This window comes from Mycobacterium sp. NGS18, from assembly GCF_059813185.1.
The window spans coordinates 642550-666247 of sequence record NZ_JCALEC010000001.1 but is presented as its reverse complement, the minus strand read 5'-3'; the positions used below and the strand labels follow the sequence as shown (position 1 = coordinate 666247).

The following is a 23698-nucleotide window of genomic DNA, read 5'->3' as shown; positions in this document are numbered from 1 at the left end:
GATGGTGGTCCCGGCTGGGATCGAACCAGCGACCTTCCGCGTGTGAGGCGGACGCTCTCCCCCTGAGCTACGAGACCGGATGAACGAGGTCGAACACTAGCACGGCCGGTCCCCGTAGCTTCAATGCGCAGGCCGATTTTCGCCCGACTCGCCGATCTGACAGGGCAAGTTGTGCTGTCTCACACCAGTGGACTAGTGTTCTGCATCGCGACGGGCGACGATCTCGCTCGTGGCACGCGGATGTAGCGCAGTTGGTAGCGCATCACCTTGCCAAGGTGAGGGTCGCGGGTTCGAATCCCGTCATCCGCTCGAGGGTGTCAAGTGGCATCAAACCCTTGCGGTGGAGTGGCCGAGTGGTGAGGCAACGGCCTGCAAAGCCGTGCACACGGGTTCGATTCCCGTCTCCACCTCCGTTCCTTGGCTCTAAGCGCGGTTAGCTCAGCGGGAGAGCGCTTCCCTGACACGGAAGAGGTCGCTGGTTCAATCCCAGTACCGCGCACCACGGTTTACGCAGGTAAACCACGGTAACTAGATCGGCTTGTCAAGTTTCATGCAACATCCATGCAAGATGTCTCCGGGCGACCACCACACCGCTAGGAGATATGCGACATGGACACAATGCGCCCTCACCCCGCCGGTACGTTCGGCCCTATGACACGCACCCCGCACACGTTCGACCGTGAGCAGTTCTACGCCCAAGCCCGCGCCAAGGGTTACACCACCACCGTCGCTATAGCTGAAGCCGCCCGCGTCAGCTACCGCACTGTCCGGCGCACCGTCAACGGTGACGAACCGCCCTCGGCGCGCATCCTGTTGTGGATGGCGGAGACGGGCATGGACGCCCGCAAGGTGTGGGTGCCCGCAGTCCAGTAGCTAGGCACGGTCCCGGCCCCGGAACGGTCCTTTAATCCGTCCCGGGGCCGGTCCCGTTTGGTCACGCTCTTAGGAGAACGCCGGGGCTACTCCAATAACCCGGCACGCAACCATGCCGCTGGTCATATCTTTCTTTCGTATCAAGTGGTAGCCAGACGAAATGTCTAATCGCCTGCCTATGTCACCCCAACCTGACTACGGGCACCGCATCGCCACCTCCTTAGAGATTGGCATCCAGGTTGGGGACTACCCGACGTATCGCCGGGTATGCCTGTGAGCTACCGGGCACGCTCCCGGTAGCGATTGAGTACCGCCAGCTCGGCTGTAGACCAGCCCTCGAAGCCAGCGCGGTACGAAACTTTGAACGGCCCCATCTGCTCATCAGAGACCAACTGAGACGGGTCCGCGATCAACCGGGCAGACGCCGACAAGATCACCGCCCGGACATCCGTGTTCGGTTCCCCTGCGGCAAAGCCACGGCCGCGCGTGTAGGCGCCGGCTAGGGCGGTAACCACCTGGATTACCGCCGTCGCCTGGTCGCCGTCGAGTTCTCGCCCGGTGAACGCCGACAAGTCCGTTACTGTCGGTGCCGCCATGATCAGGACGCGTCGTACAAGCGGACGATGCCAGCGGGATTGGCGAAGCCGAACCCGATCCGTGCCGTAGCCCGAACCTGCACCGCATCCTCGGCGAACGCCGCATCGGCCGACGTGACCACCGTGGTACCGGTGCGCTGCACGGCGAAAATCTGCGTAGCGTCCAAGCCCCACGCGTTGCCGGCGGCAACATCGGTAGATACCAGGACTGGCACCCCGGCCAGCGCCTCACCATCGCTCACGTTGTCGAACAGGCCCTTGTTTGAGCCGGTCTGTTCCTTGGCCTTAGCCAGCGTTAGCGCTACGTCGGGCGCCAGCACGAACACGCTGATCGTGGCGCCATCAGCCAACGCCGCAGCCTTGGCCTCGTGAAACGGGTCAAGGCTAGTCAGCGTCACAGTCCCGGTGTCGACCACGTTCACGCCAGTCAGCGACAGCAGACCGTTCGGACCCTTTGCCGTCGTGTTCGCAAAGAATGCCTTGTCGACACCCTTGGCAATCGAGCGCGCCAACGCGTTTCCGGTCTGCTGCGCCACCGCCGGGTTAGTGTCGGCGGCTGCCTCGTTACTGATCTGCGTACGGCCCGCAACCTTCGTCGGTGTGATCACCAGTTCATCGGTTGACGGATCGGTCAACGCAATAGTTTCATTTTCCCCGTACCACGCCACCGCCGGATCGGCGGTCAGCATCGGGAAACGGATAGTCTCGCTGCCGGTCTGCACCACCGTAGCTGCCTGGAACGCAATGGACTTTGCGGCAAGCACCGTGTCGATAAGCTGCCCGTACTGTTCTGGCGTCCATGCCTGCGCCAGATTGCTATCAAGAATAGCCATATTAAGTTATCTCCATGTATTTAGTTATTATGTAATTGTGTACCCGCCGCCTGGACAGGTGATAATTCTGTGTGACGCTCCCGGCGTCTAGTTGTTACTGCTGGTTATTTGTTCCACCTGGAAAACTACCCAACCAAAGTTATGCCCCGAATGCGGTGCATCGTTGTCCCATGCCGGACCCGCCAGCACCTTAAACAATTGCCCGCCGGCACGTTTGACCCTGTCACGGGGTTTAATGTCCGATCCCCGCTTAACATAAAGCTCTACCTGTAAAAGGGCGGCTTCACGTTTACCGCCATCCGCCCGCGCTCGTGTCGTGGTGACACCCGGACCCCACGCAAACAAACCCTCAACGGTTCCATGCTCGGCCTTATCACTGTTGCCATATTTATCGGTATCCCCCCGGAATACCGTCAGTGTTTCGGCTCTCATCCGTTCTTACGCGCTTTCCACATCGTCAAGGCTTCGCGTAGTTCGTGGGCGCCCTGCTTTGCCGGGTTGTGGGGCGCGCCAAATTCGTGAACTGCCGCGTGTGGGACGCCCGTTCCTACCGTGACCTTGCCGATAAGCCGGTCGTGTTTGTGCCCGCCGATCGCCACCGATGGCGCCGCAGATGCCGCCAGCCGGCCCGTCCGCTTTGCCACAATGCCCCGGTAGATGGTGGCAACGTCGGTCGCTTGCGCCATCAGGTAGGCGCCCAAACGTGGCGACACTAGAACTGTGGGCGGTACCCGATGCGTCTTAATGTCCCGGATTAGATGCACGCTCGGCATTATCGAACTCCCTGGAATAGGTCAGCGAAGCTTTCCGGCGCGGATTTGCGGCCGTCGCCGCGCGGACCCTGGCCGGCATCCCCCGCCACAACCCGCTTAGCCATATAAGGCTTAGCCTCTAGCAATGCGTCGATTGCCGCCGTGAGCTTGTCGGGGTCGTCCAAGTGTTCAGGGTCGAATGCTAGTTCAGCGGCGTTTTCGAGGCGCCCGGTTGCCTCGACAAGTGCCGTATGTAGCTGCGCGGCCAACTTGTTAGCCCTAGTCCGGTGCTCAGCGTTTTCACTACGCAATTTCTCTACATACTCACGCGGAAACGTCTCGCCGTCCGTATTGTCGTCTGATTGCTCATCTGCCGTGTTGTCTACCGTCTCGGCGGTAGTGGTGCCGCCGCGGGCCGATTCGTCGCCCTGCGGGGCGCCTGACCCCGAATCAATGTTACCCATTATGCTGCCTCGTTAATTCTGACCGAACCCGGTTGACTGTTATAAAACACACCTAGCTCGGTTTCGTTTTGTTTTTCACTGGCACGGTTCACGGATTCTTGAGTTATCTCATCTTCGGAATACCCAAGCCGACGCAACGCGCCCGACTTACTCATAATCCCGGCCTGAACCAACTTCACAACGGCATCGGTTTCGGCGGCGACCGACGTGGACGACGGATCGCGCCACACCACCGCGACAGTCACCGATTCAACCGGCACCCGATCACGGATCGCGACCATCAGCCGCGCCACTTGCTCCCATGACCGACCAAACACCGCCTGGCGCTGCTCAGCGCGCGCCGTCAAAGCCGACTCACTCGCCCGGATAGCTTCACTGCTTGACGGGTTCTCGGTGGTTATCCCAACCATATGTGCCGGCAACGCCGAACACGCCATGATTTGCTGTAGCCAGATACGGCACGCGGCCTCGTAGCCCGCAAGATCGGCCCCGGGAAGTTGCCCGAACTTCGCCGCATCGTTCTCTGACAGCATCGCCCGGTCGCCCTCGGGAATCGGATTTACCGTCTTGGTAACCGGCTCCCCGTCGCCATCTACAACTGGCTTGCCGTCGCCATCAAGTACGGGTTCCTCGGCAAGCTCAATGCCGGTCGCCCACCGACGCGGACGCGCTGTGTATTCCTGTGCCACCGCCAACCCGGCAAGCGTCGCGTTCAACCCGTCCACTAGCGGAATTAGGTCGTCTAGCTCGGATCGGCCACAGCCCAAAATCCGGGCCGCATTACAGAACCCAACGACCGGAACCACGCCGAGCGGGTTATCAAGCGTCTCGACCAGCGTTAACGCCGTGTTCGCGGCATCCGTCATATCGGCCCGCCAGTGCTCCACCCGATCAGGCAGATACACCATTGCGTGCGTTTCCGTCTTCGTGGTCCACCGCTTGACCGCGCTGGTTATCTCGCGGGTAGCAGGATCACGGATCACGGCCACCTCTAGCGGTGACTCCACCGTCACCAGCGGCGAACCATCCGGACGCGCCCAAACAATCGCGTAGGCATCACCGAACGTCAGCGCCTCGCGGTGCAAGATCGTTGACATCTGGTCTAGGTCATTGCGCGCCCAGTCCGGCCACACATCGGCGCCCTTAAAACCGGTCACCTTAAGCCGTTCCGCCAGCGACGTAACCGCCAAACCGGGGATATTGCTAACAATCCTGTTCAGCGCCGGTAGCGCGATGCGCGCCGCTGGACTCAAGTACGCCAACGGCTGCCGCCCGGTCGCGTAGCGGTCCAGCTCGACATAACGCGACTGCGGCGCCTCAAGCGTTTTCAGCAGCTCAACGAGCAAGTCAGAACTCATATTTAGTTGTCTTCCTGTATTAAGTTGTTAGGCGAACGACACAGTTCGCCGTCGCGGCTTCTGTTGTCCCGCATGCCAAGTCGCGCGGCTGTGCGCCATCACCATGCACGCGGCAAGATCAATCTTCGGCGCAGTCCGCGACCGCGACACCTTGCCAAGGCGCAAACCCTGATCGCTCTCGATCAGCGTTGCCGCCAGCACATGGCGCCGCAGTACCTCACTGCCGTCATGCGATAGCCGACCATTCTGCGCAGCCGTGTAAAGGTCCGTTGTCGCCCGCGTCAGCCGAGCCGGCGAGTGCGGAAACTCACTGACCGGGATACGCTCGCCCGCCAGCACTTGCAGCGTCCGATTAAGCCGGAACGGGTCCGCAACAACCTCGCGCACCCGATACCGCCTGCACGCTTCCCTGATGGAGTCCTCGACATCTAGCAGCGGCACCCGGTACTCATCCGACCCGTCTGTTTGCCATACCCGCCACGGCTGAAAGTGCGGCGCAGCCGAGACAGTTCCCAGCAGGACCGCCGTCGTATCGGCGTAAGCGCCACCGAACGAACCATCAAGCGCCACCACAATCTCGGCACCGTCCGGTATCGGCTGGCCCGTGCTCAACCCGTCCCACACGTCAGCGGTCAAAAACGCGGCTTCCACTGGCCCGATGAACTGACACAGCCGAGCGCGCCTAAAGTGCGCTTCGCTCATCTTCGGCGGCAACAGTGCCCGCAACGCGTCACGGTGCAAGTAGTCATCAAGCGCCGGGTTCGCCAGCTCCCAACAGTGCCCGCACGACGGCGGGTGATCCTCAAACCCTGCCGCGCTGTGCTCGACATAGACCTGACTGGCATCGTCCGGATGGTCAATCGAGTACGCCCGCAATCGGGCCAAAACATTCTCCGGGTTCGGGCCGGGCGTCCCGATGCCGATAAGCGTCGACCGCGCCCGCTTACCTTGCGCCAGCGCAATCACTTCCCAAGTCTCCGGCGCCACACGGCCAATCTCGTCAACGATTGCCAACGTGTAGTCCAAGCCCTCTAGCGCAGGCGGCGACGCCGGTAGACACACAAACGACGCGCCCCGCGCCGGCACCACTAGCCGGTCTTTAAACACCTGCACGCGGCTAGCAAGGTCCGCGTTCAGCTCGACCATGCGGGCAGCGACGCCGAACACGATGCCGGCCTGCCGCTCATCAACGGCGGCAACAATCACCGTCGCGCCCTCGCCGCCCGTCATCAGCTCGTACAAGCCGAGCGCGGCCACCAGCGTTGACTTGCCCTGCCCGCGCGGCAAGCACCACCCGGCCACACGCGGCTGCGGATCAGCATCCAACACGCTGGCAACTAGGTCACGCTGCCAGTCGCGCAGCTTGAGCGGTCCACCCGCCCCAGTGCCCTTGGGCACGCGTATGAACTTGGTACAGAACGCGGCGAATGCCGCTGAGCCGTTCGACCGTGGCCGAAACGGCAACACACTGTCATCAACGGCCCGCTTAGGGCCAGCACGCAAAATTTGCTCCTTTACAACTGCAACGAACCGCGCCAAGATTTGAGCGGTGACTGAGTGGAAGGACGACACAACACTGAACTCGCGGCTCGCCGCGATACTTGAAACCGGCAGCCCACTTGAGCGCGTTATCCGGGGTCACTTATTTATCGAGTCCGCGCTGATCTCCCTCATCGAGACCAAGCTGAAATTTCCTGACCGCGTGGACCTCGGGCGGTTCAATTTTCCGCAGAAGCTCGATCTCGCGGTCGCGCACGGCTTCCTATGGCCCGAAGACGTGCCGAGTTACAACAAATTCAACGCGTTACGAAACAAGATTGCGCATAGGCTTGACCACGACCTTGCGCCAAGTGATATAACAGAACTCACGAACAGCTTTGGTTCACAGATAAAGCAAATCTTTGACCAAGTATGTCGCGACGAATCTATTGCCGAAGATCAATGGGACTACAGACTGTCATGGATCATCTCACTACTATATGTACGGCTATTGCGCGAGCGCGAAATGTACACCGCGTACAGCGCAGAGCGAAATGCATTTTTGAAAGAATCTGTTCTTGTAGCTAGGCGCTTTCGCGAATACTTTGACAAAAATCCAAGCGCCCGAAGTACGTTGCATGACTTGTCCACCGCGAAGCGATCCGAGAACGAAGTCACAGCGCCAGAGCGGGAAGTGTAATCGGCTCCGCGCTGGCCGTTCGAGGGGATAGCTGGAGCGCCAAGGGGGCGCCCCCCGGATATGCGCTCTGACCTGCGGGTTTACCTTAGCTTGAGCGTGTTAGCTAACTTGTCAAGTGTTTGCTGTCTTAGGTTTGTGCTAGTCAGCGGTGTCACATGGACTGGTGCCGGTTGGGTGCAGCTAACTAGCAGGCGGGCGGGTAGTTGCCGTAGATGCCTGCGTCGTCACCGGCCATGACTTGCTGGTGTTGCTTGTCGGCGTCTGCGATGAGCTGGTCTCGGCGTGCGAAGTGCTGACGGAACCTGCTGCCTGCGTACCGGCTAGCCATCACGAGAACGGCGATGGGCAGCACGACGTAAAGGGTGAGCGGGATGATTGCGCCGGTCACGACGAGGGCAATGAGCAGCGCCACGCCGTGAAGTACCAGGATGCCGATAGCGACGCCGTGAATGTCGTTGGCGAGCTTGCGGTGAGCTGGGATAGGTGGCTCACCTATCTCTAGGCTTATGACGACAGCGGCCATGTTCTCATCGTAGCGACCGGCGCTGACGTCGTTTGCGTGTCGCGATTGCTGCTAGCACTTGGTCGCGTTCTGCGTCGGTGTAGTTGTTGCCGCGTGAGCTGTTACAGCGCCGGCAAGCTGACCTGACGTTCTCCGGTGTTCGCGCGTAGTGCGGGTAGTGGGTTATCGGCAGGATGTGGTCGGCGGTGTCTGCGCCGCCGGTACAGCCCGCTAACCGAAGTTCGCAGAATGGAACTCGTTTGCGTTGCGCTTGGCTTAGTTTGCGCCAGCGTGCATCGGTGGCGGTGCGGCCTTTGGTTCCGCGTGGCGCCGTGCGGTGCGGTGGTCGACAGTCAGCGCACCGACTGCCCGTAGCTACCAGCGTCCCGCAAGCGATGCACGGGCGGTTCATCGTTCGGCTAGTTGTTCGGCTGCGTCAACCAGCGCGTTGGTTACGGCCAGTACGTCAGCAACGGTGAAAACGATTGCGTTCAGCCGGCCATTGCTAGAGACACGGCTGAGACGAATACGCCGGGCCTGCGTGTCCGCATGGATGCGGTAGCTCTCGCCGCGCTCGGCTTGTATCTCGGCGGTCACGCGCTTACCCAGCGCGCCGTAGCTGGCGTCCTAACGTCGGACGGTTGGCTTAGCAGCGCCGTTAGCGCCGCGCTTAGATCACGCGCTTGCGTTGTATTCAGTTCGGCTACCGGGCGCCCGTCGACGGTGAGCGTGTAGCAATGCGTTCGCTGTAGAACAACGACACCCATAATTCCCCCTTGTTGCGACGGAACCCCGGCCAGAGAAAGCGGTGAAAGAACTGGCCGGGGGCTCAACGTCTGACTTAGTTGCTAGTTCAGTGCTGACCAGTCCCGAACCGGGCGACCAGCAACGTAATCGCTGTAGGCGATTAGCGCCGCGCCGACCGCCAGCGCATCGTCCGCGCCCATAGGAATCGTCAAAGAATCAAGCGTGTGCGAATAGCCATCATTGACCCGCAGCCGTAGCCCGATCCACGTCTTAGACTCGTCAACTAGATACTCAAATTCATCAACCTTCAAGGTTGCATCATTAGCCACAATTACCCCTTTTTGATAATATATTTCAGTTTGTCTATCGCCTAGGCGCTGCGCCATCCGCGCGCCATTCTCGCGCCCTGTTGGGGGGGTAGTGCACCATGCGGTGCCGCAGCGGAACGTCTAACTGTTCGTGGGCGAACACGTCCGGATGACTTCCCTTGCCTTTGTGCGCTCGGTACTGCCCACCACGCGACTCCCTGTTGAACATCTGGCGCGCCACAACTTCCGACACCATTAGGTGCTCAGTGTCGCGGCGCCGCCAATCGACGTCTAGCGCGACCGCGTTTGACCAACAGAGATTGTCCGGTGCCGGGTTACGGGGATTGCCGTCCAAGTGAACGGCCCATGATCTAGACCAGCCACCAGGCGGCGGACCAAAGCACTCGTAAGCAACAAGGTCAGCAGCGCGGCGGCGTCGATCTACAACGAGCGCGGCGTTCTCGTCTTCCCGATCGTCGTCGGGATCGCGCAAATATGCGCCCGTCCACAGCCCGCCGTACGCTGGCGGCACGGGGCCGTCGTAGTTCTTGCCGGGGTCAATCAGGTGCTTATGCACGCCCTCTGGCGCTACTTCGTGGCGGTTCCTGTAGAAGATGCCGGCCTGGTTAAATTGCAGTCCCGGCGCCCCGGTTACGTCTTGCCGCTTGCTTCGTTTAGGGCTGCGTGGTGGTGAGGTTTGGCGACCATCTGACCCAATACACCCCTCTACTAAACATTGACTATTTTTTGCTTCTACTATAAGCATACTCACCAGCCCTCAAATTTGCGCATTAGCAGAATGCCGTGGCATTGACCTGCGGGTTTACCTACAGGTCCGCCCGTTCCGGCCATTCTCACGCCATCCGATAGCGCTTTGGCGAGGCAGCGAACATGGGCACTTCAAGTGCCAGAACCGAATCCCTATCGACCCGAATAGACCGCTCCCCTATCCGGTAAGCCCTGAGGCGGCCGTCTGCGATCATGCGGCGGACCGTCCTATCACTCAAACCTAAGTGCTCTGCGGTTTGGCCGATAGTTGGCCGACGAGGTAAGTCAAACATTGTCTGCACTCCCAGCAACGATTTCCAGTCGGGCGGCGTGACCAAAAAAGGCCGGAATACGCCGCCGAATTATTTAAACTGGACGCATCCGGTAAGACCGTTTCGTGCTGTACCGGGGAATTTCGTTGCTGTCCGCGTCCACATGTCACGTTATGCCGTGACGGGACTAACTGTAACCCATAGGGGACGACACTCCCAAGACATTACGTCTTGGCAAGCTCAGACATGGCAGCCGCTATGGCCGCATCTCTGCCCTGTGCCGCGTGCTGGTACTTCAGGGCCGCGCCCTGCGTGCTGTGGCCCAACCGGGCCATCAGCTCGGCCAGCGTCGCGCCCGTCTGCGCCGCCATCACGGCGCCGCTGTGCCGCAAATCGTGAAACCGTAGATCAGGCCGTTTAGCTGCCGTGCGCGCCTTGTAGTAGTGCCGTTGGACGGTTGACGGCTGCAGGTGCCCACCGCTCTTAGCAGGGAACATCAGCGCGTCCGGCTTCCGGCCCACGTGTTCTGAAAGGTGGCGTTCAATGGCCGGTACTACGTGCGGAGGAATGGTCACGTCGCGTATACCGGCGTCGCTCTTGGGATCGCCAATTACCCAACCGCCATCTACGCGCACCGCTGCGCGACGCACCCGGATCACGTTGCCTTCGATGTCGCCGCGCCGCAGCTCGACAAGCTCGCCGAACCGGAGTGCCGTCCACGACGCCAGCAGAATCATTGCCTGTAGCTGTTCCGGCATGGCGCGCACAATCGTCTCTAGCTCCGCTGTTGTCGCGGGCTTCGGGGTGATCTTGCGCCGAGCAGTGCCGGCACCCCGTATAAGGCATGGATTGGTGTCTAGCAGTCGGTCTCGGGCGCGGGCGGTCTCTAAGATTGTTCGCAACAGGCTGTAGGTGTGTGCCCGCATCGTCGGCTTATCCGCCAACGTCTTGGCGTACCAGCGGTCAACGTCGTTCATGGTGATGTCGCGTACGGGCTTGGTGCCGAACGTCGGCAATATGTAGCTCTCAAGCATCTGCTCGTAGTGGGCGACGGTGCGCGGCCTAAGCGGTCGACCTCGGACGGTGCGTGTCTTAAGCCAGTTGTCGGCGTAGTCCTTGAATTTGACCTCGGCCTCACGCTTGGCGCGTTTCTGCTCGGTTGTCGCCGGGGGTGACCAAAGCTCGCGGTCAATCTCGCGGCGACGGTCTGTCAACCAACCTTCGGCGTCGACCTTCGCGGCGAACGTCTTGGGCGCCTTGTGCACCCTGCCATCGGGACCGGTATACGACGCTTGGTAGCGGCCCGATGGTTGGCACTTGCGTATCCGCCCGAAGCTCCGTTTGCTGCCCATGCCATACAACTTACATGCAACATAGGTGTGTAGCTGTGCCGCTCATGTCCGCTCGTGTCATGGTGGTACTGTTTAGCATGTTAGCAGGTAATCGCCTGTTAGCGCAGGTAGAACCACCTACCCGGAACATGTTGCTAGATCAAGTTCAATCCCAGTACCGCGCACCACGTTTGACCTGCGGTTTTAGGGCCAAACAACCCGGTACGTGCCAGATACGTGCCACATCGGCAAAATGCGGGCGCGATCCGATCAACAGATCGGAGTCCCCAATGTCCGTCACCGCCCACGATGTGACGGCGCGGCAGTCCGCATCGTCCGCTCTTTGGATCACCAGCTCCCTGGAAACTCGCGTCGGCCTGGGCAACACATTCAGAAGCGCTGCGTCGCCGATGCGGTCTCCGAGGCGTGCAAACGAGCGGGTATCGCCGGAGGCACCGCACACCGACTACGGCACTGGTACGGGACGACGCTGGTTGCCAGCGGCGCGTGCCTGCGGACCGTCCAAACATTGCTGCGGCACGAAAGTCTCACGAGCACAGCCATTACAAGCAAGTCACGGATGAGCGCGGCGTCGAGGCGATCGACCGACTGGACCCGTTTAGCGGCGCGGCCGGACGGGGGTTGCCGTCGTCGGCGCCAACGTTTTCGCCCCGCGGCGTGATGCGCGGCGACTACCGTTCAAGCGTCACACTGGGGAGAAGGAGCAGTCATGTCCGTCAACGACGACGCCACTCAGGAAGCGCCGGCCGACGGTCCACTGCCCACCACGGAGCTGGGTCCGGCGCCGGCCGACACCGATGCTCTTGCCTACAGTGCCGGGACCAGCAGCATGCCGGTCGTCGAGTACCGGGCGCCGCGTCTCCGGCCGGCGTGGATCGCGGCGCTGGTGCTGGTGGCTGCCGCCGCGGTGGCCGCGGCGACGTTTGTCCTCGGCCGGACCACCGCGCCGGAGACCGGTGTGCCCGCCGCAACCGTGTCGCCGGCCAGCTCTGCCGCGTCGGCGGCGGCTGCCGCGCCCGTGGTCCCGCCGCCGGCCGCCGCTCCACCACCCGCCCCCGTCGCCCCGCCGCCTTCCGCCGCCGCACCACCGCCCACCGCGGTGGTTCCACCATCGGCGCCGACCACATCGACACCCCCGCTAGCCACCCCTCAAGCCCGCATCGCCGAACCCATGATCTGCTCGCTGCACAACCAGTACCCGCAGATGCAACCGGTCGATTTGGCCCTGACCTTGGTCGACCGAGGCATATACCGCGATTACGACGAAGCCTCACTGGTAGTGGGCCTGGTGCTCAAAGACGGCTGCCACGGCATCTAACGGTGACGCTCGCCAGATGGTCTGGGACTGAGCGTATCGTTGGCCTTGCGGGACGTCCCCCTGTTTCACAGGGGATTGGCGTCCCGCTTCATGTCTAAGATCAGACGCTGTGACCGCCCACGAGCTCGCCGAGCAGCTGCTTGCTACGGCATCACCCGAGGGCGATGCGGTGATTGAACGCGTGGTGCGTGCGGGAGAGGCCAGCATCGACTAAATGTCAGAAGCCAGCGATACGGTTCGCGCATGAAGCGCCTCGTCTTCGCCACGCTCGCGGCCCTCGCGTTCCTCGCCGCTCCGATCGCACACGCCGATCCCGCCGGCAACGCGATCTGTCGGCTACTCGCAGCCGGGAACACGCCCGAAGGACTGGAAAACTCGGTGACCGTGCGCCAGGTACTCGGCCCGGACGCCTCCAACACCGATGCCCGCGTCTACATTCGCTCCGTCGTCGCCGGACAATGCCCCAAGTACCTGTGGCGGTGGTGATTTGGTGATCAAGTTGCACGCTGCGACCCGGCGCCCGGCCGGCAGGGACGAGGCGCAGCAATGACCCTTTTACCGAGCGTCCGGCCCGGCGGCATCGGCGGGAATGCGGCCGAATCGCGAGTCGCTCCGCACCCACCGGCAGCTAGGCAGCACAATCGGTAGCAACGCCCCCGTAGGTGGAAAGGTAGCGAAAGTGAACCCCATGAGACCGGTCGTCGCCCTGTCGGTAGTGGCACTGCTGTCCGCCGGTGTGTCGGCGGCGTGTTCGGGCCACACCGAATCGCCGCAGGCGCCGTCATCGACCGACGTGCCCAGCTCAACCGAAACCACCAGTGCCGCACCGAAAGCCACCGGGCACATCGGTGACACCCTGACCCTGACTCGCGCCGACGGCAGCACCATCGCGGTCACCCTGGAGGGGGTCATCAACCCCGCGACGATCACCCCCGCCGGCGGTGACCGCGGCGCCACCTACATCGCCACGCGGCTCAAGATCGCCGACCCGGGAACGGTGGACATCGACGGCGACGTCAACATCAACGTCTCGGTGTTCGGTTCCGACGGCCAGCGCTACACCCCGGATCTGAACAACGTCAGCGAGTGCACGAATTTCGAATCCGGCATCTTCCGCCTCAGCCCCGGCGAGTCGGCGATTGGTTGCGTGGTGTTCGCACTGCCGCACGGGGTGACCCCGACCAAGGTCAAGTACGCCCCATCCTCGGGGTTCGCCTACGACTTCGGGGAATGGTCGCTCCCGTAGCCGACCCGCAGACGTCAACCGTTGGTTGACGAGGCGGCACCGTCAACCTACAGTTGACGCATGGCTGAACCCACTCCCCCGAGCCCGCCCATCCGGCTCGACGACCTGATCAACGCCATCACCGGCGTGCACGACGATCCGCTGGAGCAGTTGACCGACGCCGTTCTGGCCGCCGAGCACCTCAGCGAGGTCGCCGATCATCTGATCGGGCACTTCGTCGATCAGGCGCGCCGCTCCGGCGCGTCGTGGACGGAGATCGGCAAGTGCATGGGCGTCACCAAGCAGGCGGCGCAGAAGCGGTTCGTCCCGCGCGCCGAGGCCGCCACGCTGGACGCCGAGCAGGGCTTCGCCCGGTTCACGCCGCGAGCGCGCAGTGCGGTGGTGGCCGCGCAGAACACCGCCCACCGGTCACGCCACACCGAGATCACCCCCGACCATCTGCTGCTGGGCCTGCTGCACGACCCCGATGCACTGGCCAGCGCCTTGCTCGCCGCACAGCGCATCGACCCGGGCGCCGTCGCCGAAGCCGTCACCCTTGCCCCCGGCGTCGGCGAACCGCCCGCGCTGATCCCGTTCAGCGGGCCGGCCCGCAAGGCACTGGAGCTGACGTTTCGCATCGCACTTCGCCTCGGCCACAACTACATCGGCACCGAACACCTGCTGCTTGCACTGTTCGACGCCGAAGACGACACCGGACCGCTGCATCGCGCCGGAGTAGACCGGGACCGCATCGAGACCGACCTCGCCGCGGCCCTGGAGTCCATCACCGTCACGCCGGCCACCGGCGGCGCCGACGCTGCGGACTGATCTCCCTGGCCAAGGCTGGTGCACCCGCAACCGCGATATGCCAAGATTCCTCCAACCAACCGAAGAAGGACATGATGCATCGCTGGATTCTGGCCCTGGTCACTTCCGTCGTCACCGTGGTGGCCCTGACGGCGCCGGCCGTCGGCTACGCCACGCCCACGACCACGCCGGAAGCCCCGATCGGCCGGCTCGGCGACACGCTGCGCATCCAGTACCAGGACGAGGCCTTCGGCCCGATCGTCGCCGACGTGACCGTGCATGACGTGGTGCCCAGTGAGATCCCGCCAGGCTGGGGCCAGAACGGATCGCCGCGCTGGCGCGCGCAGGGCGGTCCCTGGCGGGCGAACGTGACCATCCACCCGATCACGGTGCCCAACCCCTACATCATGGCGGCCTCGACCACCTTCAACGGCGTCACGCCCGGCGGCGACGCCTACGTGTCCAAGCACACCGACGACCCGACCACCCTGGACGCGCTGCTCACCAACGCGCCGGCGGGCTCCACCGTCACCGGCGGGGTGTATTGGGACGTCTACCGCGGCCTGGTCACCCACGTCACGATGCTGTCCCGCAACACCGGCCTGCGCCTGGCGCAGTGGAATATGTGAGCTAACCGCCGGGTTTGATGCGGCGGTCCAGCTTCGGCTCTCCTCCGTCGAGCCTCGCGAAGCGCCGGGTTCAATGCGGCGGTCCAGCTTCGGCTCTCCTCCGTCGAGCCTCGCTAACCGCCGAGTTTGATGGCGGCGGTCCAGCTTCGGCTCTCCTCCGTCGAGCCTCGCTAACCGCAGCTGCTCAACGCCAGCAGCCGGGAGGTGGCCCGCAAGTATTTCTTGCGATAGCCACCGGCCAGCATCTCGGCACTGAAGATGTCGTCCAGCTTGGCCCCGGACGCCACCACCGGAGTGCCCGCGTCGTAGAGCCGGTCGGTCAGTGCCACCAGGCGCAGCGCCACATTCTGATCGTCGATGGGGTGCGCGCCGGTGAGAAAGACTCCGGTGACGCCCTCGATCAGGCTCAGGTACCGCGACGGGTGCATGGTGGCCAGGTGCGCACACAGCGCGTCGAAGTCGTCCAGGGTGGAACCGGGTGTCGCCGCGGCGCGCTGGGCGACCTGCTGCGCCGACGGCGGCTCGGGCGCCGGCGGCAGGTCCCGATGCCGATAGTCCGGGCCGTCGACCCGAACCGGTGTGAAAATGCTTGCCAGCGCCTGGATTTCGCGCAGGAAATCCTGCACGGCGAAGCGCCCCTCACCGAGTTGGTCGGGCAGGGTGTTCGACGTGGCGGCCACCGAGACCCCGCGCGCCACCAGTTCTAGGAGCAGCCGCGACACCAGCGTGGTGTTGCCCGGATCGTCGAGTTCGAACTCGTCGATGCACACCACGGTGTAGCCGCCGAGCAACTCGATGCACTCGGTGAACCCGAACACCCCGGCCAGCTGGGTGAGTTCCATGAACGTGGCGAACGCCGTCCGATGCGGCTGCCCTGGATCGCCGGTCTCGGTGATCTCGCGGTAGACCGAAGCCAGCAGGTGCGTCTTGCCGACACCGAACCCGCCGTCGAGGTAAAGCCCGACGCCCGGCAGCACTTCGCGCTTGCCGAGCAGCTTGCGCCGACCGGCCCGCCGCTCAACCGCCTGCGCGCAGAACGCGGTGCAGGCCGCCACGGCCGCCGCCTGGGTGGGCTCGGCGGGGTCGGGACGGTAGCTGGCGAAGCTGGCGCGAGAGAACGTCGGCGGCGGCGTGAGCTGCGCGATCAACCGCTCCGGTGAGACGGCCGGATGCCGGTCCACCAGGTGGTCGATTCCCTCGACGGCGGGATTAGGCACGCAGGAACTGTAGCCACATGGTGCAATCGAGGCCATGTCCGACCTCAGCGCAGATCCGGGTTTCACCCGACTGGACTCGGCACAACCCGTCGACGACGCCGAACTGGCCCGGCTGTACGCCTACCCCGAACCCGAGCACCCGCGCCTGTGGGTGCGCGCCAATTTCATCGGCAGCATCGATGGCGGCGCAACGCTGTCCGGGAGGTCCGGCGGCCTGGGCAATCCGGGCGACCGCGCCCTGTTCATGCTGCTGCGGGCACTGGCCGACGTCGTGCTGGTCGGCGCGGGCACGGTCCGGGTGGAGAACTACGGCGGAGCCCGCCTCAGCGTCGCGCAGCGCCAGCGCCGCCGCGACCGCGGACAGTCCGAGGTGCCCCGGATCGCGATCGTCACCCAGTCCGGGCAGCTCGACCGCGACCTGCGGATCTTCACCGACACCGAGCTGCCGCCGCTGGTGTTGACCAGCACAGCGGCCACCGAGGACACCCGGCGGCGGCTGGCCGGCCACGCCGAGGTCCAGGACTGCTCGACCGGCGACCCGGACCGGGTCGATGAGGCAGCGGTGCTGGCCGCGCTGGGCGCCCGCGGGCACTATCGGGTGCTCACCGAAGGCGGCCCGATGCTGCTGGGCTCTTTCATCGAACGCGATCTGCTCGACGAGCTGTGTCTGACCGTCGCCCCTTTTCTGGTCGGGGGCCTAGCGCGCCGGATCGCCACCGGCCCCGGCGAGGTGGCGATTCCGATGCACTGTGCGCATCTGCTGACCGACGAGTCCGGCTACCTCTACGGCCGCTACGTCAAAGGCGTCCGCCTATAAGGTGACAGGCATGAATCTTGCCAGGATCGCGCTCGCCGCCGCCCTGCCGGTGGTTGTCGTGCTGTCCGGCTGTGCGCCCGGGCTGGCCGCGAACCCGCGCTTCGCCACCGACTCCGGCGCCGGCCCGCAGGGCCAACCCGAGTCCACCCCCGACACGGCCGGCCCTCCGCCGGTCGAGGTACCCAAGAACGACCTGCCCTGGCATGACTGCACGGCCCGGGTCTTCAACGACGCCGCGGTGCCCGCCACCCCCGGGGTGCGGCTGGACTGCGCCAGCTACGACGCCGACGTCGACCCGCTCGGCGGCAGCTCGACGGCGATCAGCATCGGCGTGGTGCGAGCCCGCTCGGTGCAGACCCCCGCCGACGCCGGGCCCGTCGTGTTCACCACCGGCTGGGACCTGCCGTCCTCGCTGCAGCTGCCGACCTGGCTGGCGCGCGGCGGTGCCGATGTGCTCGCCGGCCACCCCGTCGTGGCCGTGGACCGGCGCGGCACCGGCATGTCGAGCCCGGTGGACTGCCGCGACCGCGGTGATCGCGACGAGATGTGGAACCTGGCGCAGTTCGCCCCCGGCGACGACCCGGTGGCCAACCTGGGCACCGTCGCGATGGACGCCACCACCGACTGCACCGACGCCATCTCGCCCGGGGAGTCCTCCTACGACAACACCCACGCCGCCACCGACCTCGAACGGCTGCGCAGCATCTGGGACGTTCCGGCGCTGGCCCTGATCGGAATCGGCAATGGCGCCCAGGTCGCCCTGGCCTACGCCGGATCCCATCCCGGCAAGGTGGCCCGGTTGGCGCTGGACTCCCCCATCCCGCTCGGCGTCGCCGCCGAGGCCGCCGCCGAGCAGCGGATCAAGGGCCAGGAGGCGGCCTTCGAGGCGTTCGCCGCCCAGTGCGTCGCGGTGAACTGCGCCCTGGCGCCCGACCCCAAGGGTGTCGTGGACGCGGTGCTGGACTCCGCCCGTACCGGGAACGGTCCGGGCGGCGCCTCGGTGGCCGCGGTGACCCATGCCATCGTCAGCACCCTGGGCTATCCCATCGGTGACCGTGTCAGCAGCACCAACGAATTGGCCAGGGCGCTGGCCGGCGCGCATGGCGGTGACGCCAACCTGCTGAACAACCTGATCAACCGGGCCCAGGGCACCGTCGGCAGCGACGGCCACTTCATCAATTCGTGCGCCGACGCGCTCAACCGGCCCACCCCCGACCGGGTCCGGGAGCTGCTAGTCGCCTGGGGCAAGGAGTACCCGCAGTTCGGCGCCGTCGGCGCCCTCGATATGGCGCAGTGCCTGAGCTGGCCCAGCAGCGCCACCCCGGAGGCGGCGAAGGAGCTCAAGATCGACGTGCTGCTGTTCGGGGTGCAAAACGACCCGATCGTCGGCGAGGAGGGTGTGGCGGCCACCGCCGCGGCCGTCATCAACGCCGGCGCGGCCAGCAAGCGGGTGATGTGGCAGGGCATCGGTCACGGGGCCACCGTGTACTCGTCCTGCACGCTACCCCCGCTGATCGGCTATCTCGACAGCGGCAAGCTGCCCGACACCGACGTCTACTGCCCGGCCTGAGCTGAGGCGGCCGCACCCGTTCGGTGTACGGTGCGCTGGTGACGGCAGTTAACTCACTTCGCAGCAGTCTGCTGACCGCCTTCCGCCCACCGACCAGCGCGCCGAGCGCCGCGACCGTGCTGCGTTCGGTGCTGTGGCCGGTGGCCATCATGTCGTTGATTCACCGCGCGGTGATCCTGCCGCTCAACGGCAACATCACCGACGACTTCAAGCCGGTCTACCGCGCGGTGCTCAACTTCCGGCACGGCCTGGACATCTACAACGAGCACTTCGACTACGTCGACCCGCACTACCTCTACTCGCCCGGCGGCACCTTGCTGATGTCGCCGTTCGGGTATCTGCCCGAAACTCTGTCGCGGTACACGTTCATCGCCACCAACACCATCGCCATCCTGCTCGCCGCCTACCTGCTGTTGCGGATGTTCGGTTTCGCGCTGACCTCGGTGGCTGCCCCGGCCCTGCTGGCGGCGCTGTTTCTGACCGAAAGCGTCTCCAGCACACTGGTATTCACCAACATCAACGGCGTCATCCTGCTGGCGGAGGTGCTGTTCTTGCGCTGGGTGCTCGACGGCCGGGAGAGCCGCCAGTGGTGGGCCGGTATGGCCATCGGGCTGACCCTGGTGGTCAAACCGGTGCTGGCGCCGCTGCTGCTGCTTCCGGTGCTCAACAGGCAGTGGCGGCCGCTCATCGGCGCGGTCGTGGCGCCGGTGCTGTTCAACCTGGTGGCGTTCCCGCTGGCCAGCGATCCGACCAGCTACTTCACCCACACCGTGCCCTACATCATGGGCACCCGCGACTACTTCAACTCCTCGATCCTGGGCAATGGCGTGTTCTTCGGCCTGCCGTCTCCGCTGATCCTGTTCCTGCGGGTGTTGTTCACCGCGATCGCGGCCGTCAGTCTGTGGCTGCTCTACCGCTACTACCGCACCCGAGACCCGCGGTTCTGGCTGCTGACCTCCTCGGGCGTGCTACTGACCACCTCGTTTCTGGTGCTGTCGCTGGGCCAGGGCTACTACTCGATCGTGCTGGTCCCGTTCCTGATGACGGTGGTGCTGCCGAACTCGGTGCTGCGCAACTGGCCGGCGTGGCTGGGCATCTACGGGTTCATGACGCTGGACAAATGGCTGATCTTCCGGTGGATGAATGTCGGGCGGCCGCTGGACTACCTCAAGATCACCTACGGCTGGTCGCTGCTGCTGATCGTGGTGTGCGCCGTGCTGTGCTACCGCTACCTGGACGCCCGCGAGGCCGGCCGCCTCGACGACGGGATCGATCCGGCGTGGCTGGCAGATAAACCCGACAGGGCTAACGTGGAGGCATGACCTCTCCCAAGGTGGCGCTCACCGACGACGAGTGGCGCCGCAAACTCACCCCCGAGGAATTCGCCGTGCTGCGCCGCGGCGGTACCGAGCCGCCCAACATCGGTGAATACACCAACACCACCACCGAGGGTGTCTACGAGTGCAGGGCATGCGGCGCCGAATTGTTCCGCAGCACAGAGAAATTCCCGTCGCACTGTGGTTGGCCGTCGTTTTTCGATCCGGCGGACTCCGATGCGGTGATCCTGCGCCCGGACGAGTCCCTGGGGATGCGTCGCACCGAGGTGTTGTGCGCGGCCTGCCACAGCCACCTGGGCCACGTCTTCGAAGGTGAGGGCTACCCCACCCCGACGGATCAGCGGTACTGCATCAACTCGATCTGTCTGCGGCTGGTGCCGTCGTCCTGAGGCGGGCGCTGGGCCGCGTCAGGGCAGGGCGGCCACCAACTGCTCGACCTCGACGCGGGGACCGGTGAAGAACGGGGTCTCCTCGCGGGCGTGCAGGCGGGCCTCGGTGTTACGCAGATCGCGCATCAAATCGACGATCAGGTCGAGTTCGGGCGCCTCGAACGCCAGGATCCATTCGTAGTCGCCGAGCGCGAACGCCGGCACGGTGTTGGCGCGGACATCCTTGTAGGGCCGGGCGGCCATCCCGTGTTCGGCCAGCATCCGGCGCCGGTCCTCCTCGGGCAGCACATACCACTCGTGCGAGCGCACGAACGGGTACACGCAGATGTAGGCACCGGCCGGCTCACCGGCGATAAACGCCGGGACGTGGCTCTTGTTGAACTCCGCGGGCCGGTGCAGTCCTACGTTGCTCCACACCGGGGTGCAGGCCCGGCCGAGCGCGGTGCGCCGGAAGCCGGTGTAGGTGGCCTGTAAGTCCTCCACCCGCTCGGCGTGGTTCCAGATCATGAAGTCGGCGTCGGCGCGCAGGCCCGCGACGTCGTAGAGGCCGCGGATCACCACGCCGCGCTCTTCCTGCTGCTTGAGGAAGGTGGCCGCCTGGTCGGCGACCTCATCCCGGGTGCCGGGCCCCTCGTCGAGCACCCCGGGACGCACCGAGAACACCGAGAACATCACGTAGCGGATGGTGGAATTCAGCTTGTCGTAATCGAGGTGCGCCATGGCCCCCATGCTGCCACGACACGCCGCCGCTAGGGCGCCGGGGTGGCGCTGATCACGGCCGCGGCCGCGCGGTCTGCCGCTGCGACGCAGGCCGGCACCCCGATGCCGTCGAGGTAGTTGCCCGCCACCGCCACCGTGGGCGGCAGCCCGGCGCGCAGCCCGGTGACCAGCGCGGCGTGCCCGGACCGGTATTGCGGCATCGCCGCAGGCCAGCGCTGGACCAACACCTCCAGCGGGTCGACCGCAGCGCCGAAGACGGTTTCCAGGTCGGATATCGCCCACGCCACCAACTCAGCCTCGGAGGCTCGGGTGCGGGAGTCGCCGAACCGGCCGAACGACAACCGCAGCACCTCCACCTTGCCGCCATAACCCCAGCTGCCCCACTTGCGCGAGGTCAAGGTGATCGCCTTGGCGTGCAGTCGCTCCCCGGTGGCGACCAGCACCCCGGAGTTGTCCGGGAATGCCGCACCGGCGGGCACCGCCATCGCCACCACCACCGACGAGGCGTGGGTGATCTGACTGGCTGCCGCCGCGGTGCGCGGGGCGAATCCGGTGGCCAAACGGGCCAGCACGTGGGCGGGCACCGCCATCACCAGCCGGGCGGCGCGGTGGAAGCCCCCGGCGGCGTCCCGCAACAGCCAACCATCTCCGGTCGGGTCGATCTGGGTCACCGCCGCTTGCACCCAGCGCAGCCTGCTGCGGCGCACCAGGGCATCGATCAGCACCTGGTAGCCGCCGGCGATCGCGCCGAACACCGGTGCGCCGGTCGTCGGCGGCAGTGCCCGCCGCACCGCCTCGGTGAGGCTGGCAGCGCCGCCGTCCAGCGCAGCGGCCAGGCCGGGGACCGCCGAGCGCAGTCCGATCGTCGCCGCCGTCCCTGCGTACACCCCGCCGATCAACGGATCCACCGAGCAGGCGACCACCTGCTCGCCGAACCGGTCGGCCACCAGCGCACCCAGCGCCGGGTCGCTGCCGGGTTCGAACGTCAGCGGGCGGCTGGGTTCGCCGGCGATGCGGGCGATGGCCTCCTCGTCGACCAGTCCGGCCATCGACCCCGGCGAGGACGGGATTCCGCTGAGCGTGCCCGGCGGCAGCGGATGCAGCCGGCGGCGGCAGTACAGCAGCGGCCGCACCCCGGTGGTGGTGCGTTCCCGGTCGGCCAGGCCCAGCTCGGCCAGCAGGGCGGGCAGCTCGGGCCGGCGCGCGACGAACGCCTCCGCGCCCACGTCCACGGCGATACCGCCCAGGGTCTCGGTGCGCAGCACCCCGCCGAGCCGGTCGGCCGGATCGAAGACGGTGATCTCGGCCGCGTCACCGAGCGTCGCGCGTAGCCGGTAAGCGGCGGCCAGACCGGAGATGCCGCCTCCGACAACGCAGTACGACGTGGTCACAACGAATGGACCAGCGACACCAGATCGGTGAGCACGCCCGGGTCCGATTCCGGCAGCACGCCGTGCCCGAGGTTGAAGATGTGACCGGATGCTCCGGCGGCCACCGCGGCACGGCCATCGGCGACGACGGCGCGCGCCGCGCGTTCGGTCACCGGCCAGCCCGCCAACAGCACCGCGGGATCCAGATTGCCCTGCAGGGCGAAGCCCGCGCCGACCCGCGCGGCGGCATCGGTCAGGCTGGTCCGCCAGTCCACCCCGACCACGGTGGGCCCGGCTTCGGCCATGGCGCCCAGCAGCTCGGCGGTCTGCACGCCGAAATGGGTCATCGGTACCCCGGCGTCGGCCAGCGTCGCGAACACCCGGGTGCTGTGCGGTAACACGAAGCTGCGGTAGTCGGCCCGGCTCAGCGTGCCGGCCCACGAGTCGAACAGCTGGATGGCGTCCACGCCGTGGTCCAGCTGCACGGTCAAGAACGCGATGGTCAGATCGGTAAGCCTGGTCATCAGCTGATGCCAGCTGTCCGGCTCGGCCAGCATCATCGCCTTGGTGCGGGCGTGGTTGCGGCTCGGGCCGCCTTCGACCAGGTAGGACGCCAGGGTGAACGGCGCTCCGGCGAAGCCGATCAGCGGCACGTCCCCGAGCGCGTCCACCAGCAGCGACACCGCTTCGGCGACGGCCGTCACCTGCTGCGGTTCCAGCGGCTTCAGGGCGGCGATATCGGCCGCACTGCGCACCGGCTCGGCGATCACCGGCCCGACGTCGGGCACGATGTCCAGGTCCACCCCGGCACCGCGCAGCGGCACCACGATGTCGGAGAACAGGATCGCCGCGTCCACGTCGTGGCGGCGCACCGGTTGCAGGGTGATCTCGCAGACCAGCTCCGGATCGAAGCAGGCCGCCAGCATGCTGTGCTGGGCGCGCAGGTCTCGGTATTCCGGCAGCGACCGGCCGGCCTGCCGCATGAACCAGACCGGCACCCGGGCGGGTTGCCGGCCGGCAGCGGCGGCCAGGAAGGACGACTCAGGCAGCTCACGACGGGCACTCATCGAGGTCAATGCTGCCACGGCCGCGTTACGCGGGCGAACCGCGCGGTTCATGCGGCGGTCCCAGCTTCGCCTCTCCTCCGTCGAGCCTCGCTGAACCGCCGGTGATTCGGCGCGCCTGTCTGCGCCGATCGGCGCCGGGGGTTAGCGTGAGATCCGGCGACCCGCGTCGCGGCGGTGCGCAACAGCACCCGGGGGCCGGCCGCTGGCGACGCGGGGCACAGCGATGAG

Annotated in this window: 29 protein-coding genes and 4 tRNA genes; 15 read left to right on the top strand and 18 right to left on the bottom strand. The window is 65.4% G+C overall.

The genetic code is table 11. The features are described 5' to 3' along the window. Window positions 1-2: 2 nt before the first annotated feature. A tRNA-Val gene (locus AC5Y31_RS03385) sits at window positions 3-77 on the bottom strand. A gap of 159 nt (window positions 78-236) precedes the next feature. On the opposite strand from AC5Y31_RS03385, the gene AC5Y31_RS03380 reads away from it, so the two are divergent. The 4 genes from AC5Y31_RS03380 (at window position 237) to AC5Y31_RS03365 (ending at window position 873) form a co-directional block, all read left to right on the top strand. Beyond that, a tRNA-Gly gene (locus AC5Y31_RS03380) sits at window positions 237-309 on the top strand. A 30-nt stretch (window positions 310-339) separates the two neighbouring features. Beyond that, a tRNA-Cys gene (locus tag AC5Y31_RS03375) sits at window positions 340-410 on the top strand. Window positions 411-427: 17 nt separating this feature from the next. After that, window positions 428-502 (top strand) — tRNA-Val (locus AC5Y31_RS03370). Window positions 503-651: 149 nt separating this feature from the next. After that, window positions 652-873: a hypothetical protein gene (locus AC5Y31_RS03365; protein WP_499978008.1), complete on the top strand. Its 222-nt coding sequence runs from the start codon at window positions 652-654 to the stop codon at window positions 871-873. Between the two features lie 278 nt (window positions 874-1151). Here the strand turns inward: AC5Y31_RS03365 and AC5Y31_RS03360 are convergent, their stop codons facing one another. The 7 genes from AC5Y31_RS03360 to AC5Y31_RS03330 all read right to left on the bottom strand — a co-directional run bounded on the left by AC5Y31_RS03360 (window position 1152) and on the right by AC5Y31_RS03330 (window position 6379). Next, window positions 1152-1445, bottom strand: coding sequence for a hypothetical protein (locus tag AC5Y31_RS03360; protein ID WP_499978006.1), 294 nt, complete (start codon window positions 1443-1445; stop codon window positions 1152-1154). A gap of 26 nt (window positions 1446-1471) precedes the next feature. Continuing rightward, window positions 1472-2302 (bottom strand): phage major capsid protein, encoded by an 831-nt coding sequence (locus tag AC5Y31_RS03355; protein WP_499978002.1) that lies wholly within the window; start codon window positions 2300-2302, stop codon window positions 1472-1474. Between the two features lie 87 nt (window positions 2303-2389). After that, window positions 2390-2734: a hypothetical protein gene (locus tag AC5Y31_RS03350; protein ID WP_499978000.1), complete on the bottom strand. Its 345-nt coding sequence runs from the start codon at window positions 2732-2734 to the stop codon at window positions 2390-2392. After that, on the bottom strand, window positions 2731-3003 hold the full coding sequence (locus AC5Y31_RS03345) for a hypothetical protein (protein ID WP_499977998.1): 273 nt from the start codon (window positions 3001-3003) through the stop codon (window positions 2731-2733). The genes AC5Y31_RS03350 and AC5Y31_RS03345 overlap by 4 nt, the downstream gene beginning before the upstream one ends. 71 nt (window positions 3004-3074) lie before the next feature. Next, window positions 3075-3518 carry a hypothetical protein gene (locus tag AC5Y31_RS03340; protein WP_499977997.1) on the bottom strand — a complete coding sequence of 148 codons (444 nt, stop codon included), beginning with the start codon at window positions 3516-3518 and terminating at the stop codon, window positions 3075-3077. Further along, window positions 3518-4876, bottom strand: coding sequence for a phage portal protein (locus tag AC5Y31_RS03335; protein WP_499977995.1), 1359 nt, complete (start codon window positions 4874-4876; stop codon window positions 3518-3520). The genes AC5Y31_RS03340 and AC5Y31_RS03335 overlap by 1 nt, the downstream gene beginning before the upstream one ends. Before the next feature lie 27 nt (window positions 4877-4903). After that, window positions 4904-6379 carry a terminase large subunit domain-containing protein gene (locus AC5Y31_RS03330; protein ID WP_499978131.1) on the bottom strand — a complete coding sequence of 492 codons (1476 nt, stop codon included), beginning with the start codon at window positions 6377-6379 and terminating at the stop codon, window positions 4904-4906. A gap of 46 nt (window positions 6380-6425) precedes the next feature. Here AC5Y31_RS03330 and AC5Y31_RS03325 point away from each other — a divergent pair, with 46 nt between their 5' ends. Next, window positions 6426-7055 carry a hypothetical protein gene (locus tag AC5Y31_RS03325; protein ID WP_499977994.1) on the top strand — a complete coding sequence of 210 codons (630 nt, stop codon included), beginning with the start codon at window positions 6426-6428 and terminating at the stop codon, window positions 7053-7055. 184 nt (window positions 7056-7239) lie between these two features. On the opposite strand, the gene AC5Y31_RS03320 is transcribed toward AC5Y31_RS03325, so the two are convergent. The 6 genes from AC5Y31_RS03320 to AC5Y31_RS03295 form a co-directional block, all read right to left on the bottom strand. Further along, window positions 7240-7578, bottom strand: a complete 339-nt coding sequence (locus AC5Y31_RS03320) for a hypothetical protein (RefSeq protein ID WP_499977992.1) — start codon at window positions 7576-7578, stop codon at window positions 7240-7242. 4 nt (window positions 7579-7582) lie between these two features. After that, window positions 7583-7969 carry an HNH endonuclease gene (locus AC5Y31_RS03315; protein WP_499977990.1) on the bottom strand — a complete coding sequence of 129 codons (387 nt, stop codon included), beginning with the start codon at window positions 7967-7969 and terminating at the stop codon, window positions 7583-7585. Next, window positions 7966-8154 (bottom strand): hypothetical protein, encoded by a 189-nt coding sequence (locus AC5Y31_RS03310; RefSeq protein WP_499977989.1) that lies wholly within the window; start codon window positions 8152-8154, stop codon window positions 7966-7968. Before AC5Y31_RS03310 ends, AC5Y31_RS03315 begins: the two co-directional genes overlap by 4 nt. A gap of 251 nt (window positions 8155-8405) precedes the next feature. Beyond that, complete coding sequence (locus AC5Y31_RS03305; protein WP_499977987.1) at window positions 8406-8690, bottom strand: hypothetical protein; 285 nt, start codon at window positions 8688-8690, stop codon at window positions 8406-8408. Between the two features lie 776 nt (window positions 8691-9466). Beyond that, the gene (locus tag AC5Y31_RS03300) at window positions 9467-9673 is read right to left on the bottom strand and encodes a helix-turn-helix domain-containing protein (RefSeq protein WP_499977985.1); all 207 of its coding nucleotides are present in this window, start codon (window positions 9671-9673) and stop codon (window positions 9467-9469) included. Window positions 9674-9876: 203 nt separating this feature from the next. After that, complete coding sequence (locus AC5Y31_RS03295; protein ID WP_499977983.1) at window positions 9877-11004, bottom strand: tyrosine-type recombinase/integrase; 1128 nt, start codon at window positions 11002-11004, stop codon at window positions 9877-9879. 232 nt (window positions 11005-11236) lie between these two features. On the opposite strand from AC5Y31_RS03295, the gene AC5Y31_RS03290 reads away from it, so the two are divergent. From AC5Y31_RS03290 to AC5Y31_RS03265, 6 genes are all read left to right on the top strand, one after another. Further along, entirely contained in the window at window positions 11237-11665 is a 429-nt protein-coding gene (locus AC5Y31_RS03290) for a tyrosine-type recombinase/integrase (RefSeq protein ID WP_499977981.1), read from the top strand. A 48-nt stretch (window positions 11666-11713) separates the two neighbouring features. Continuing rightward, window positions 11714-12322, top strand: a complete 609-nt coding sequence (locus tag AC5Y31_RS03285) for a hypothetical protein (protein ID WP_499977979.1) — start codon at window positions 11714-11716, stop codon at window positions 12320-12322. Between the two features lie 243 nt (window positions 12323-12565). Next, window positions 12566-12808 (top strand): hypothetical protein, encoded by a 243-nt coding sequence (locus AC5Y31_RS03280; protein ID WP_499977977.1) that lies wholly within the window; start codon window positions 12566-12568, stop codon window positions 12806-12808. Window positions 12809-13010: 202 nt separating this feature from the next. Continuing rightward, on the top strand, window positions 13011-13568 hold the full coding sequence (locus AC5Y31_RS03275; protein ID WP_499977975.1) for a DUF4352 domain-containing protein: 558 nt from the start codon (window positions 13011-13013) through the stop codon (window positions 13566-13568). A gap of 60 nt (window positions 13569-13628) precedes the next feature. After that, the gene (locus AC5Y31_RS03270) at window positions 13629-14375 is read left to right on the top strand and encodes a Clp protease N-terminal domain-containing protein (RefSeq protein ID WP_499977973.1); all 747 of its coding nucleotides are present in this window, start codon (window positions 13629-13631) and stop codon (window positions 14373-14375) included. 74 nt (window positions 14376-14449) lie between these two features. Then, window positions 14450-14983, top strand: a complete 534-nt coding sequence (locus tag AC5Y31_RS03265; RefSeq protein ID WP_499978129.1) for a hypothetical protein — start codon at window positions 14450-14452, stop codon at window positions 14981-14983. Window positions 14984-15153: 170 nt separating this feature from the next. Here the strand turns inward: AC5Y31_RS03265 and zapE are convergent, their stop codons facing one another. After that, on the bottom strand, window positions 15154-16236 hold the full coding sequence (gene zapE / locus AC5Y31_RS03260; RefSeq protein WP_499977971.1) for a cell division protein ZapE: 1083 nt from the start codon (window positions 16234-16236) through the stop codon (window positions 15154-15156). Between zapE and AC5Y31_RS03255 the strand changes: the two genes are divergently transcribed. From AC5Y31_RS03255 to msrB, 4 genes are read left to right on the top strand one after another with little or no spacing between them, the layout of a single operon-like run. Beyond that, window positions 16235-17017, top strand: coding sequence for a pyrimidine reductase family protein (locus AC5Y31_RS03255; protein ID WP_065023158.1), 783 nt, complete (start codon window positions 16235-16237; stop codon window positions 17015-17017). The two genes, zapE and AC5Y31_RS03255, sit on opposite strands and share 2 nt — an antisense overlap. A 10-nt stretch (window positions 17018-17027) precedes the next feature. Beyond that, on the top strand, window positions 17028-18587 hold the full coding sequence (locus tag AC5Y31_RS03250) for an alpha/beta hydrolase (RefSeq protein ID WP_499977968.1): 1560 nt from the start codon (window positions 17028-17030) through the stop codon (window positions 18585-18587). Between the two features lie 23 nt (window positions 18588-18610). Next, window positions 18611-19909 carry an arabinofuranan 3-O-arabinosyltransferase gene (gene aftC, locus AC5Y31_RS03245; protein ID WP_499977966.1) on the top strand — a complete coding sequence of 433 codons (1299 nt, stop codon included), beginning with the start codon at window positions 18611-18613 and terminating at the stop codon, window positions 19907-19909. Then, window positions 19906-20313, top strand: coding sequence for a peptide-methionine (R)-S-oxide reductase MsrB (gene msrB, locus AC5Y31_RS03240; protein ID WP_065023155.1), 408 nt, complete (start codon window positions 19906-19908; stop codon window positions 20311-20313). Before aftC ends, msrB begins: the two co-directional genes overlap by 4 nt. 18 nt (window positions 20314-20331) lie before the next feature. Here msrB and hemQ read toward each other — a convergent pair whose 3' ends face one another. The 3 genes from hemQ to hemE are packed head-to-tail and all read right to left on the bottom strand — an operon-like array spanning window position 20332 to window position 23470. Next, window positions 20332-21033, bottom strand: coding sequence for a hydrogen peroxide-dependent heme synthase (gene hemQ / locus AC5Y31_RS03235; protein ID WP_499977962.1), 702 nt, complete (start codon window positions 21031-21033; stop codon window positions 20332-20334). A gap of 29 nt (window positions 21034-21062) precedes the next feature. After that, window positions 21063-22424: a protoporphyrinogen oxidase gene (locus AC5Y31_RS03230; RefSeq protein WP_499977960.1), complete on the bottom strand. Its 1362-nt coding sequence runs from the start codon at window positions 22422-22424 to the stop codon at window positions 21063-21065. Further along, window positions 22421-23470 carry a uroporphyrinogen decarboxylase gene (gene hemE, locus AC5Y31_RS03225; protein ID WP_065023152.1) on the bottom strand — a complete coding sequence of 350 codons (1050 nt, stop codon included), beginning with the start codon at window positions 23468-23470 and terminating at the stop codon, window positions 22421-22423. The genes AC5Y31_RS03230 and hemE overlap by 4 nt, the downstream gene beginning before the upstream one ends. Window positions 23471-23698 lie beyond the last annotated feature (228 nt).

Bases quoted from the DNA above. Each gene is read 5' to 3' on its own strand.
- AC5Y31_RS03365 (WP_499978008.1), top strand. From the start codon at position 652: ATGACACGCACCCCGCACACGTTCGACCGTGAGCAGTTCTACGCCCAA.
- AC5Y31_RS03355 (WP_499978002.1), bottom strand. From the start codon at position 2,302: ATGGCTATTCTTGATAGCAATCTGGCGCAGGCATGGACGCCAGAACAG.
- AC5Y31_RS03350 (WP_499978000.1), bottom strand. From the start codon at position 2,734: ATGAGAGCCGAAACACTGACGGTATTCCGGGGGGATACCGATAAATAT.
- AC5Y31_RS03340 (WP_499977997.1), bottom strand. From the start codon at position 3,518: ATGGGTAACATTGATTCGGGGTCAGGCGCCCCGCAGGGCGACGAATCG.
- AC5Y31_RS03335 (WP_499977995.1), bottom strand. From the start codon at position 4,876: ATGAGTTCTGACTTGCTCGTTGAGCTGCTGAAAACGCTTGAGGCGCCG.
- AC5Y31_RS03320 (WP_499977992.1), bottom strand. From the start codon at position 7,578: ATGGCCGCTGTCGTCATAAGCCTAGAGATAGGTGAGCCACCTATCCCA.
- AC5Y31_RS03315 (WP_499977990.1), bottom strand. From the start codon at position 7,969: ATGAACCGCCCGTGCATCGCTTGCGGGACGCTGGTAGCTACGGGCAGT.
- AC5Y31_RS03305 (WP_499977987.1), bottom strand. From the start codon at position 8,690: ATGGCGCAGCGCCTAGGCGATAGACAAACTGAAATATATTATCAAAAA.
- AC5Y31_RS03300 (WP_499977985.1), bottom strand. From the start codon at position 9,673: ATGTTTGACTTACCTCGTCGGCCAACTATCGGCCAAACCGCAGAGCAC.
- AC5Y31_RS03295 (WP_499977983.1), bottom strand. From the start codon at position 11,004: ATGGGCAGCAAACGGAGCTTCGGGCGGATACGCAAGTGCCAACCATCG.
- AC5Y31_RS03290 (WP_499977981.1), top strand. From the start codon at position 11,237: ATGCGGGCGCGATCCGATCAACAGATCGGAGTCCCCAATGTCCGTCAC.
- AC5Y31_RS03285 (WP_499977979.1), top strand. From the start codon at position 11,714: ATGTCCGTCAACGACGACGCCACTCAGGAAGCGCCGGCCGACGGTCCA.
- AC5Y31_RS03280 (WP_499977977.1), top strand. From the start codon at position 12,566: ATGAAGCGCCTCGTCTTCGCCACGCTCGCGGCCCTCGCGTTCCTCGCC.
- AC5Y31_RS03275 (WP_499977975.1), top strand. From the start codon at position 13,011: ATGAGACCGGTCGTCGCCCTGTCGGTAGTGGCACTGCTGTCCGCCGGT.
- AC5Y31_RS03270 (WP_499977973.1), top strand. From the start codon at position 13,629: ATGGCTGAACCCACTCCCCCGAGCCCGCCCATCCGGCTCGACGACCTG.
- AC5Y31_RS03265 (WP_499978129.1), top strand. From the start codon at position 14,450: ATGCATCGCTGGATTCTGGCCCTGGTCACTTCCGTCGTCACCGTGGTG.
- AC5Y31_RS03255 (WP_065023158.1), top strand. From the start codon at position 16,235: ATGTCCGACCTCAGCGCAGATCCGGGTTTCACCCGACTGGACTCGGCA.
- zapE (WP_499977971.1), bottom strand. From the start codon at position 16,236: ATGGCCTCGATTGCACCATGTGGCTACAGTTCCTGCGTGCCTAATCCC.
- AC5Y31_RS03250 (WP_499977968.1), top strand. From the start codon at position 17,028: ATGAATCTTGCCAGGATCGCGCTCGCCGCCGCCCTGCCGGTGGTTGTC.
- msrB (WP_065023155.1), top strand. From the start codon at position 19,906: ATGACCTCTCCCAAGGTGGCGCTCACCGACGACGAGTGGCGCCGCAAA.
- hemQ (WP_499977962.1), bottom strand. From the start codon at position 21,033: ATGGCGCACCTCGATTACGACAAGCTGAATTCCACCATCCGCTACGTG.
- hemE (WP_065023152.1), bottom strand. From the start codon at position 23,470: ATGAGTGCCCGTCGTGAGCTGCCTGAGTCGTCCTTCCTGGCCGCCGCT.